Source organism: Pseudomonas sp. Root562 (assembly GCF_001427125.1).
Taxonomy (GTDB): Bacteria; Pseudomonadota; Gammaproteobacteria; order Pseudomonadales; family Pseudomonadaceae; genus Aquipseudomonas.
Genome location: NZ_LMGK01000025.1, coordinates 67,737 through 79,427, shown reverse-complemented (window position 1 = coordinate 79,427; position 11,691 = coordinate 67,737). Strand labels below are relative to the sequence as shown.

At 57.5% G+C, this 11,691-nt stretch carries 9 protein-coding genes; 2 read left to right on the top strand and 7 right to left on the bottom strand.

Annotated features, from left to right (window positions below):
- Positions 1-44 precede the first annotated feature (44 nt).
- Together ASD60_RS24030 and ASD60_RS24025 are read left to right on the top strand one after the other, a co-directional pair.
- A complete protein-coding gene (locus ASD60_RS24030; protein ID WP_056856378.1) occupies positions 45-935 on the top strand; it encodes an ATP-binding protein in 891 nt (296 codons plus the stop codon).
- Positions 932-1,414 carry a GAF domain-containing protein gene (locus ASD60_RS24025; RefSeq protein ID WP_056856377.1) on the top strand — a complete coding sequence of 161 codons (483 nt, stop codon included), beginning with the start codon at positions 932-934 and terminating at the stop codon, positions 1,412-1,414. Before ASD60_RS24030 ends, ASD60_RS24025 begins: the two co-directional genes overlap by 4 nt.
- On the opposite strand, the gene ASD60_RS24020 is transcribed toward ASD60_RS24025, so the two are convergent.
- The 7 genes from ASD60_RS24020 to ASD60_RS23990 all read right to left on the bottom strand — a co-directional run bounded on the left by ASD60_RS24020 (position 1,415) and on the right by ASD60_RS23990 (position 11,690).
- On the bottom strand, positions 1,415-4,360 hold the full coding sequence (locus tag ASD60_RS24020) for an HD domain-containing phosphohydrolase (protein ID WP_056856376.1): 2,946 nt from the start codon (positions 4,358-4,360) through the stop codon (positions 1,415-1,417).
- Positions 4,361-4,408: 48 nt separating this feature from the next.
- Complete coding sequence (locus ASD60_RS24015; RefSeq protein WP_056856375.1) at positions 4,409-8,050, bottom strand: transporter substrate-binding domain-containing protein; 3,642 nt, start codon at positions 8,048-8,050, stop codon at positions 4,409-4,411.
- Between the two features lie 8 nt (positions 8,051-8,058).
- Positions 8,059-8,685: a response regulator transcription factor gene (locus tag ASD60_RS24010; RefSeq protein WP_056856374.1), complete on the bottom strand. Its 627-nt coding sequence runs from the start codon at positions 8,683-8,685 to the stop codon at positions 8,059-8,061.
- A 246-nt stretch (positions 8,686-8,931) separates the two neighbouring features.
- Positions 8,932-9,318: a response regulator gene (locus tag ASD60_RS24005; protein ID WP_056856887.1), complete on the bottom strand. Its 387-nt coding sequence runs from the start codon at positions 9,316-9,318 to the stop codon at positions 8,932-8,934.
- A gap of 172 nt (positions 9,319-9,490) precedes the next feature.
- Entirely contained in the window at positions 9,491-10,819 is a 1,329-nt protein-coding gene (locus ASD60_RS24000; RefSeq protein WP_056856373.1) for a deoxyguanosinetriphosphate triphosphohydrolase, read from the bottom strand.
- 140 nt (positions 10,820-10,959) lie between these two features.
- On the bottom strand, positions 10,960-11,304 hold the full coding sequence (locus ASD60_RS23995) for a hypothetical protein (protein WP_056856372.1): 345 nt from the start codon (positions 11,302-11,304) through the stop codon (positions 10,960-10,962).
- Entirely contained in the window at positions 11,301-11,690 is a 390-nt protein-coding gene (locus ASD60_RS23990) for a phage holin family protein (protein ID WP_056856371.1), read from the bottom strand. Before ASD60_RS23990 ends, ASD60_RS23995 begins: the two co-directional genes overlap by 4 nt.
- Position 11,691: the final 1 nt, after the last annotated feature.

Here is an 11,691-nt window from a genome sequence, read left to right as displayed (position 1 = left end):
CGATGTATCACCATCATTACCGTGAACGTGCCCGAGGAAAAGACGTGGACTCCCGATTGAATGCTTTTCTTGAACGTGCCGACGCCGTTCTGGCTCGAATCGAACCGTTGCTGCCCGCACCTCGGCAAGCCATAGACTGGTCCCATTGCCTGGCAGCGCGCTGGCAGCGCGAGGGACGAAGCGGGTTTCTGCTGCCACTGCAAGTCAGCCTCGACATGCGCCTGTCCGACCTGATCGGCGTTGACCGGCAACTGGAGCAACTGGGACGCAATACCCGGCAGTTCCTCGATGGCATGCCGGCCAACCACGCGTTGCTTTGGGGTTCGCGCGGTACCGGCAAGTCGTCGCTGGTGCGTGCCTTGCTGGCCGAGCATGCCAAGGGTGGATTGCGCCTGATCGAGATTGAACGCGATCACCTGGCCGACTTGCCGCGAGTGGTCGAACAGATCGCCAAATTGCCGCAACGTTTCGTGCTGTTCTGCGATGACTTGTCGTTCGAGTCGGGCGAGGGTGACTACCGCGTGCTCAAGAGCGTGCTCGACGGTTCGCTCGAACAAGCGCCGGACAATGTATTGCTGTACGCCACTTCGAACCGTCGCCACCTGGTGCCGGAGAAAGAAAGCGATAACGAAAACTGGAAACGCGTCGACGGCGAACTGCACCCCAGCGAAGCGGTGGAAGACAAGATCGCGCTGTCGGATCGCTTCGGTCTGTGGCTGTCGTTTTATCCGTTTACCCAAGAGCACTATCTCAACGTCGTCGAACACTGGATCGGCCAACTGGCGGACAAGGCCGGCCTCAAGTGGCAACGGGACGAAGCGCTGGACATCCTCGCCGTGCGTTGGGCCACGGGACGCGGCAATCGCAACGGTCGTTGCGCGTATCAATTTGCCCGCTATTGGGTTGGGCTGAAACTGTTGGAGCACAAGGCATGATCGATTTACAAAAAAGCGGCCAGGGCCTCGAAGGTTACGGCATGCTGCACGCGCAGCTCGAATCGTTGCTGGCGGACGAGCGGGATTTCATCGCCAACGCCGCGCAATTTTCGGCGTTTCTGTTCAATCAGCTCGATGACCTGAACTGGGCGGGCTTCTACCTCAATCGCAACGAAGAACTGGTGCTGGGCCCGTTTCAAGGGCAGATCGCTTGTGTGCGTATCCCGTTTGGCCGTGGAGTATGCGGAACGGCGGCTGCGACCTTGCAGACGCAACTGGTCGAAGACGTGCACGCCTTCCCAGGGCACATCGCTTGTGACAGTGCATCAAACAGTGAACTGGTGGTGCCGCTGATCAAGGATGGCCGACTGATCGGCGTGCTTGACCTCGACAGCCCGAAACTTTCGCGTTTCACGGCACAGGATCAGGCCGGAATCGAGCAGTTGGCCGCGATTTTCCTGCGCCTGACCGATTGCTGATCACCCCTTCAGGCCTGCCTTGATCAGCAGGCCTTGCACGTCCACCGCATCGATCTGTTGAGGGTCGAGAAAGCGTTCGGCGTAGAGCAGATAGATGCGCGCGTTGATGAACAGTCCAAACAGTTGCGGGTCGATGTGGGCGTCCCGGCACATGAATGCCATGATGCCCAGCGCTTCGCTCAAGGACTTGGCTTTCTTGTAGGGGCGGTCGGCGGCGGTCAGTGCTTCGAAAATATCGGCAATCGCCATCATTCGCGCCGGCAGGCTCATTTCCTCGCGTTTGAGCCGTTTCGGATAACCGGTGCCGTCCATTTTTTCGTGATGACCACCGGCGATTTCCGGAACGTTGCGCAGGTGTTCCGGGAAAGGCAGGTGGTTGAGCATCAGGATGGTCTGCACCATGTGATGGTTGATGATGTATCGCTCTTCGTTCGTCAGGGTGCCGCGGGTAATGCTCAGGTTGTAGAGTTCGCCGCGGTTGTACTTGAAGGGTGGCACATTGAGCTTGAAACCCGAGGGATTGTCCGGCGCTATCAGTTCAACTGCCGGGCGTTCGAACAGATGCTCGGGTTTGTCGGCCAGCAGTGATTCAATGACCGGCAGAGTCGCCGCCGGGGTGCGGGCCTGACGCCGGTTTTCTTCCCATGAAACTCCCAAGCGGTCATCCAGGGTTCGGGTCCAGGTGCGTTGAGCGATGCTGTGCAGGCGTTGCAGATCGGCTTCGGCCATGGCTTCGCCACCGAGATTGCAACGCGCGATGAACGCAAAATCCTCATCGAGCGCCGTCAGCGCTGTATCACGTAGCGGCGCCAGTTGTTGTTCGTCGCCACCCTGGGCAATGCCTCGCCAATAACCGATCCAGACATCGCGCTTGAGCACTTCGACGCGAGTGCGGATTTCGTGGATACGGTCGTTCAGGGTTTCCAGTTTCGTGGCTTTATCGACGACGTATTCCGGGGTGGTGATCTTGCCGCAATCGTGTAGCCAGGCGGCGATGTGCAGCGCCTCCCATTCATCGTCCGTGGGTTGGTAGCTGGCGAACTCCGGGGCCTGGCTGGCCGCTGCAGCCTCGGCGAGCATCAGGGTCAGTGCTGGCACGCGCTGGCAATGGCCACCGGTGTAGGGGCTTTTCGCGTCAATCGCACCGGCCAGCAGTTTGATGAAAGCGTCCAGCAACTGTTTTTGCCTGACTTGCAGTCGCTGACTCTCGATACTCACCGCGGCCGCGCCAGACACGGCCTGAAGAAACGCTATGCGATCCGGACGCAGTTTCTCCAGATCACTGCGCTCGCCGCTATCGGCCAGCAAAAACACCAGCAGCCCCACGGTTTCGTTGTGGCGATTGTGCAAGCGGATGCCAATCAGATGGACTCGCGGGCAGGCCATTGCCAGCAGTACTTTCTGCAGGTCCCCTGCCTGTTCGAAGCCCAGGTTGGTCACGACGTTGTTGGCGCCCGACAGCTGCCGCAGCCATGTCGGGCTTTGCACGTCTTGCAGTTCATGCGCCTGGATGTCGAAGGATGACAGGGGCTGAGCGACGTCGTTAATCACCAGGCCATGGGGTTCCATGCGGTCCCCGTCGCCTTCGCGCAGGTAAATCAGGCCGGCCTGGGCCTGGCCGATTTTTACCGTTTCGAACAACACCCGTTCCAGCAGCGGCGCAAAGCGGGTCTCGGCGCTCAGGCTGTCGGTGATCTGAAAAAAGCTCGCCAGCGTGTCTTTCATGCGCGCCATCGACACGCTCAGTTGGTCAATCTCCAGCACCGGGGATCGCCGGGACAGCGGAAAGTTGAAATCGAAACTGCGTATCGCGTCCGCTTCCTGCACCAGTGCACGCAGGGGTTTGACCAGGATTCTCGACGTCAGCCAGCCAAGCGGCAGGCACAGCAACAAGGTCGCCAGCGTAATCAGCGCGCCTTGCCAGCGCATGCGGTAGGCGTCAACGAGCAATTCATCTTCCGGCACCAGCATTGCCAGTTGCAGCCCTTGGGGGCCACCCTCCTGCATGCTGCTGCGGGCCACGATCCAGTTGCGACCGGCGGCACTCAGGCGGTTGCCCTGCGTCGGGTTGTTGAGCAATGCGCCAAGACTGGGGTTCAGGTCGGCCGCCTTGATCAGGCGGGCGGACTGATCGTCGATGATCAATCGACTGCTGTCGGGGTAGGCAATGGCATTGCCCTGACCATCGAACAGCACGATTTCGGTAGCCGGCGTCACCACATGCCTGGCCAGGGTAGCGCTGAGTGCGGCCAGGGTCAGGTCGGCGCCCATCACCACATTCTCACCGCCGCGCCGGGCCAGCGTAGTGCCAATTTCGCGGGTGGAGAAAAAAATGTAGGGCTCGGTGGTGATCTGATCGTTGTCGTGGCTGGCGCTGGAGAACCAGGCACGGCTGCGTGGATCGTAATTATCGCCGGGATTGTCCAGGCGACTGATCAACATCAGGTCTTTATCGAAAAAAAGTGATTGGGAATGAACCTGGCCGTTAGCGTCATGTTCGATGCTCCATACCTGGAATGCCGCTGTATCCGGGGCTTTGAGCAGGGCTTTCAGAGGCGCGGAGCGCAGCGGCCGCACCATGAAGAAGTCACCGTTGTCGTAGCCCAGGTACAACGAGGCGAGGTCGGGATTGTCCTGGAGTGACTGGCTGAACGGCGGGAGTAACGCCAGGCGCTGTTGCAGATCGGGAGCCTGGACTGCAGGCGCGTGCACCAGCAGGCTGAGCAAATGCCGAATCGGTTCGTAGGTCGCGTGCAGGTCCACGCGCACGTCCTGCTCAATTCGATTGAAAAGCCTCTCGCTGCTGGACAGGATGATCTGCGTGGTTTGGTGATAGTTGAAAACACCCAGCACCACCCCGGTCAGCAAAAGCAAAAAGGTGAACATCACGCTGATATGCACGTGCAACGGAAACCGACGTTGATTCGGGCGCAGTGGGCTGGGCATGCAAGTTACTCCATGATGGTTAACACACTGCTCAGCGTCCAAGCATAGTTAAGCCTCTGGCATTTCGCCTTGGTCCGTTTTGTCGATTTGCAGCAGCAATGCCTGCTCCAGTTCGAGCATCGCGTGCTCCAGTTCCGTGCAGCGCTCGGTCACTTTTTCGCGCAGCAAGCGTTCACGGCAGGCGGCTTCGAGCGCCTCGCAACAGTCGATCAGTCGGCAGGCCTGCACGATTCGCGCGGCGCCTTTGATTTTGTGGGCAATGTCCAGAAATGGTTGCGATTCGGTTGACCCCGACAGCGTCTTCAATGCCTGGCGATCCAGACGGTTACTGTTGAGCAACTCGGCCAGCAACCGCTGATTGAGCTGCGGATTGCCTCCGGTCAACTGTTGCAACGCGCGCAGGCTGAAGGCCGGTGTTACAAGAGCAGGTGCCAGGCCGTTGACCCATTGACTCAGGGCGGTCAGCGTCAGGGGCTTGAACAGGCAGTCATCCATACCGGCCTGTTTGCAGCGTTGCACTTCTTCGGGCTGCGCGTTGGCGGTAAAACCCAGCACGGTGCAGGGTGGCAATTGCAGGTGTTGTTCGTGACGGCGAATGGCGCGCGCCAACGCGTAGCCATTCATGACCGGCATGTTGCAATCGGCGATCACCAGATCGAACCTGTCGTTTTTCCACGCCTCGAATGCTGCCTGACCATCCGCCGCAACGCGGAAACGATGGCCCAGAAACTCCAGTTGCTGACACATGAGCAAGCGGTTGGCGGCGTGATCGTCGACCACAAGGACGTGCAACGGAGCAATGGCGGTAGCGAGCGGGGTTTCAATTTTTTCCACCTGCGGCTCGCGCGGCAGCATGGGCAGGCGCAGCAACATTCGCACGTTGGTTCCTGTCCCGGGCTGACTGCTCAATTGCAGTTGGCCACCCATCATTTCGCACAGGCTGCGGCTGATCACCAGGCCAAGCCCGGCACCACCTCTGCCTGACTGGCCGGTGGCATCGGCCTGAGCGAAAGGCGCGAACAGGCGCAGTTGATCCTCTTCACTGATTCCGATGCCGCTGTCTTCGACCTGTAACATCATGTCCACCTGATCGGGTTCGGTGGCGTGCTGCAGTCGGACGACAATCCTGACCTGGCCTTGCTCGGTAAACTTGATGGCGTTGCTGACCAGGTTGGACAGCACCTGTTTGAAGCGCAGAGGATCGAGCAGAACATCCATGGGCGGATCGGCCGATTCGAATTCCAGCAGCAGTTCGAGCGCTTTCTGCCGGGCAAGCCCATCGAAGATACGCACCACCGACGCCACGATCTCTTCAGGATTGACGCGTTCAGGGCTCAGGCTCAGGTGCCCGGATTCGATGCGTGCAATGTCGAGTATGTCTCCGATCAACTCCAGCAGGTCTTTGGCCGAGTGATACGCCACATCGATTGCCGAGCGATCGGGATGGTTGTGTTCAATGCGCTTGAGCGTCAGCTCGAGCATGCCGATCACTGCATTCATGGGGGTGCGGATCTCATGGCTCATGGTCGCCAGGAATGTGCTCTTGGCCCGATTGGCTTCATCGGCGCGTTCTTTCGCCAAGCGCAGATCATCGAACAGTTGTCGCCGTTCGCTGATATCGATCCAGCCACCGATGATGCCTTGAACCTCACCACTTGAATCCCGATACGGAAGAATCCAGTGATAGATCGTCAATCGCCGGCCGCCGATGTGCAGCGCACGGTCGAGAATCAGCGGCGTGCCTTCGGTCACGACACGCTGGTAATCGGCCTGATACTCCAGGGCTTCGAACGCATTGCTCATCGAGCCCTGAATCACGCTTTTACCGATGACGTCTTCGCGTTTTGCGCAGAACGCTTGCAGATAACTGTCATTGCAACTTTGCAGCAAGCCCTGGCGGTCGCGTACGTAAATCGGGTGAGGCGTACCGTTGACCAGTGAACGCATGAATTCGAACTGATCGTTCAGGGCTCGCTCGGCCGCCTTGCGCTGGTTGATCTGGCGCCGCATGTACGCGTTCCAGGCCACGGAAATCATCAGCAATACACCGGCACCTATGACGATTTGGTAGAAGAGCCGGTGCAAGGTTCGCCAGGTGTTTTGCGTGGACTCCGAATACCCTCGCCAGCGGCTGTTGATGATGCCCAGTTCTTCCGGGGCGATGCTCAGCAATGCCTTGTTGAGGATGTCATTGAGCTCCTTGGCCTCGCGGCCGGTTGCCAGGGAAAAGGCTGCCTGCTCGGTGCCGATGGTGGTACTGATCTGCAGCGAGCGCTCGAACAGACGCGATGAAATGAAGTAGTTGGCGATCACCAACGAGTTGACCGCACCTTCGGCCAAACCTTCGGCCAGCATCTCTACGGCGCTGAATGTATCGGGCGTTTCAATGAGTTTTATCCCGGGAAAATCCTTGCGCAGATACTCCACCACCGGGTTGCCTTGGGCGACAGCCAGGCGTTTGCCTTCGAGCTGTTCAAGATTGAGCGGGCTGTCCGGGGCCTTGCGTGTCAGCAAGACGTAGGAGTTTTGCAGGTACGGGCGGCTGAAGTTCAGCAGGGTGTCGCGCTGCGCACTGGGGAGCAGGGCGGCGATCAGGTCGGCCTGGTTGTGCTTGATCCGTTCGATCATGTCGCTGTCACTGCGGCTGCGCTGAATGTCGAAGCGCAACCCGGTACGCAAGCGGATCAGCTCGAGCAAGTCCGCGGCCACGCCACGAAAATTGCCGGCGCTATCAAAAAACGTCAGTGGCGCGAAAGCTTCGTTGACCACCACCCGCACGACTGGATGTTGTGCCAGCCAGCGCTCCTCGCTGTAACTGAGTTCCAGTTTGTGATCGGTGAGCAGAATGTCGCTGCCGGCACTCCAGCGTTTGGCGATGTCTTCCCGGATGCTTACAGGAACCGCCATCAGCATCGCATTGATGATGCCGAGCAGTTGTGGATTGTTTTTGTTCACCGCGAAACTGAAACCGTGGGCTTCGTGTTTGCCGAAGTTGGCCATGCGGATGTTGTTCAGGTAGCCCTTGTTGATCATGTAATGGGTTGAAATGGTATCGCCCAGAAACACATCGGCCTGGTCGAAGGCCACGGCGTTGATCGCATTCTGGTAGGACGGATAGGACGTGATGATTGCCTTCGGATAAAGCGCTTTGACTTCTTCCTGCGGCAAGTAGTGATAGACCATGCTCAATCGCATGCCGGCGAGGCCATCGGTCAACGACCTGGTTTCACCTTCGCGTGTCACCAGTACCGGTTGATCCACGGCATAGGGTGCGGAAAGGACAATGTTGTCATTGTGGGCTTCAAACCCGTTGGCAGTTCCCAGAAGGTCAATCTTGCCGCTTTCCAGTGCCTCGATGGCAGCATTTCTGGTCGCAAAGCGTTGAACCCTGACCGGCAAGCCGGTGACAGTGCCAAGGATGCCTGCGTAATCGGCAGTGAAACCTTCATAATCCTGGCCGCTGAGTGTCAGGTCGAAGGGTGGATAATCCGGTGCTGACGTTCCAAGGACCAGCTCGCGTTTATGCTCGAGCCATTGCCGTTGCGTGGCATCCAGCCGGATTTCCAGGGTGCCGGCCGTGGAGCGACTCAACAGGGCATAGTTTTCAGCGCCCTGTGCCGCGAACAATGAAGTGCTCAGGCACAAGCCTGCGATCATCAGTATCAGGTAATCCGTCAGGCGGCTGGGCATGGTTTTTCTCACACCAAAGCGTTGCGCTTCGCCATTTCGATGAGTTCGACCAGGGATTTGGCTTTGAGCTTTTGCATAAGACGTTTCTTGTAAGTGCTGACAGTCTTGTTGCTCAGGAACATGCCTTTGGCGATTTCCTTGTTGGTGCGGCCTTGTGCAAAAAGTTGCAATACCATCAGCTCACGGTCGTTGACTGACTTGAATAGTTCCAGTTCGGCCCAGCGAATATCATCACTTCGTACAGGGTTCAGCGCCTCGCTCGGGAAATAGTTGTAACCCGACAATACCGCTTTTATCGCGCTGACCAATTCACTGAGTTCTTCCTGTTTGCATACATAGCCCGAGGCCCCGGATTGCATGCAACGAATACCGAAAAGGGTCGGGCATTGTGCAGTTAAAACCAGTGTTTTCAGCGGAGTGCTCATGGCGTTGAAGCGGGCAAGTACTTCCAGCCCGTCAAGTTTGGGAATGCTGATATCGAGAATGACCAGATCAGGCATGCACTCGCGAACCATTTGCATGGCGTCGACCCCGTTATCGGTTTCGCCAACGACTTTAAAACCTTCGTGTTCCAGCAGCATGCGAACGGCAAGTCGGATGACAGGGTGATCGTCGACGATAAAAACGGAGTTCATAATCAAATCCCATGCGAGCTCAATAAAGCGCGCACCTTAGCTCAGATAGTCGAGGTGACGTACAAACAGCTGCGGCTGTACCTGCAATATAGGAAAGTTCCTACAAGTGATAAAGAATAGCCTTACGTGGTAACTAGGTTTTTGATGAGGTTGAATAAAAGTTACTTTGTATGTTTGTGTTTGGCAGGGAGTTTACTTCGGGGCTTTTACTGCTTTTTTTGACTGTTTTAAATTGGCTTTCAATGGTTATGTCAAGGTCAATAGTTGTATAAATTCAGATTGTTTCAATGGTTTTATCAAGTAACCAAGTAAAGGAAGGTCGTGAATATTTGCCGAGTTTTCTATGCCATCCAGTTCTGCGGACGTCAGGCTGCTCAGCAGGATTGCTTGCCTGATCATTCCAAGCTCGCTGGCCAGTTTGACCAGCTCGATTCCAGGCATGTCCGGCAGACATTGGTCACACAATAAAATATCGAACGGCTGCTCGGCGCGGTTCATTTCCTGAAACGCACCTTGGGCACAATCGGTTGTAATCAGTCGGGTAAAACCAAAACTTTCTAATAAATATTGTGTTGCCCTGAGCTGAAACGGATGGTCTTCCACCAGCAAGATGCGCAGATTGTCCTTTATCATCTTTACCACGCTTATGATGTTGTACAAAAATAGTCGTGATTGTTTCCTGACAACTCTGAACAATCGATCAGTTCACTCGACATTGGCTGTAGGGATATTCCGCGAACGTTGAATGCTCTTGAGTTATCCGCGGTTAATCGGCCATTACGAATGACGTAATGGCCGATCTGGCTCAGTGACTGGAGCGTCCGGTCATCTCCAGCGCCATATCGCTGGCGTAGCTGTCGGTCATGCCGGCGATGAAGTCGATCATTCGTAGAAACGAGGTGTGTAAAGGGCCATGCGGGTCGGGCGCGTTGTTGCCCAGCAGGTCGAGAATCCGCCGACTCTTGAAGGATGGCGTGCGACCGTCATGCTGCTCCAGTGCCGCACCGCAAAAGGCGTTGAGCAAAATTTCCAACGTGGTGTAGGCACCGATCTCGTGCAAGGTCTTGCGTTTGTCCTGGAAGATTTTTTTGCGCGCCATGTCTTTTGCATTCAGGACGCAACGCTTGGCAGGGCCGTGCATGTGCTCCACCAGATCCCCGGGGAGCGTTCCGGCCAGCAAGGTGTGCTGCTGCTCGACGAAGGCGCGGGCAGCGGCATTGGTCAGGTGCTCGATGGCCTTGCCACGCAAAATCGCCAGTTTGCGCCGACGTGAATCCCTGGGGCCGAGCTGGCGATAGGTTTCCGGCAAATCGTCACCCACCAGGTCCAATAACAGGGACTCGACTTCGGCGTATTCCAGCAACTCCATTTCCAGGCCGTCTTCCAGATCGATCAGCGCGTAGCAGATGTCATCGGCGGCTTCCATCAGGTACACCAGCGGGTGGCGCGCCCAGCGCTGGTCTTCAAGTTGTGGCAGGCCAAGCTTCTGGGCAATCTGCTCCAGGAGCGGCAGCTCGCTTTGATAGCAGCCGAATTTGTGCTTTTTGTAACCCAGCGAATCGGCGTGCTTGGCCGTCCATGGGTATTTCAGGTAAGTGCCGAGCGTGGCGTAGGTCAATCGCGTGCCGCCATCGAACTGGTGGTACTCCAGTTGAGTCAGTACCCGAAAGCCTTGGGCGTTGCCTTCGAAATTGAGGAAGTCATTGCGCTCGGCTTCGCTCATCGCGTCCAGCCAGCCCCGGCCAGCGGCTTGTTGGAACCAGTGGCGAATCGCATCTTCGCCAGAGTGGCCAAACGGTGGGTTGCCGATGTCATGGGCCAGGCAGGCCGATTGAACGACCATTCCCAGGTCGCTGGGGTCGCACCAGTCTGGCAGGGCGTTGCGAATGGTTTCGCCGACGCGCATCCCCAGCGATCGGCCGACGCAACTGACTTCCAGCGAGTGCGTCAGGCGGGTGTGAATGTGGTCGTTGCTGGACACCGGATGAACCTGGGTCTTGCGTCCGAGGCGGCGGAACGCACCTGAGAAAATGATCCGGTCATGGTCTTTGTGAAAAGGGCTGCGGCCGAGCTCTTGCGGGCTATGCAGCGGCTTCCCAAGGCGTTCGCGGGTAAGCAGGGTATGCCAATCCAAGGCTGGTTCTCTCCGTCAGGTGACTGATGAGCCTAGCTTCCCGGTTCACACTGCGACCTGCAAGTGGCACGCGGGATGACCCCCTCGATGAAGAGGTTCATCCCGCGTGTTTTTGCTGCGTACAAACAACAGCGTGGCCGCTACTGTTTGCGCGAGGAGCCTTGCATGACCAGCTTGACCAGAGGTCCCAGGGTGGTGCCCAGTCGAACCAGCCGAGTCAGGCTGCTGATGCCACCGCCATGTTTTGCGCCCTTGCCGGTCAGAAAACCAAGCAAGGTGACGGCGGCCACACCCCACAGTGGAGCGTGCTTGATACCGAAACCGTCCTGCAAATTTTGCGTCATGCCGCGAACACGCTGCAGGGGCTGCAGCAGTTGGCCCGATTCATGGCGGATTTCCTGGCGATGCATTTCCATGCGCAGGCGGATCAGCGCCTTGCGCATTTCCGTACGCGAACTGTTTCTTGGAAGTTCAGGCAGGTTCATGGCAGCAGACGCTCCCGATCATTGGCCAGTTCTTCCAGGGTGCCATGGAAGGGCGAGGATTCATCGAAGATGGCCGCTCTCAAGCGCATGCCGCAGAAGATCGCTGCCAGGGTATAGAACACGCAGAGCCCGATAATCGCCGCCAGACGATAGGTGTCCCAGAACAGAATCAGCACCAGCGTTGATAGCCCCACGAGCAACAGCAAGGCAAATACCAACGCGAGGCCTGCAAACAGCAGCAAGCTTACGGTGCGGGCCTTCTGCTCTTGCAACTCGATGCCAAACAGTTCGACGTGACTGTGCAGCAAGCCAAGGAATGCAGCACCCAGGCGCCGCGATGAGGAACTTGGGCTGGTCTCGGGCGAGACGGGGTCACCGATCGCCATA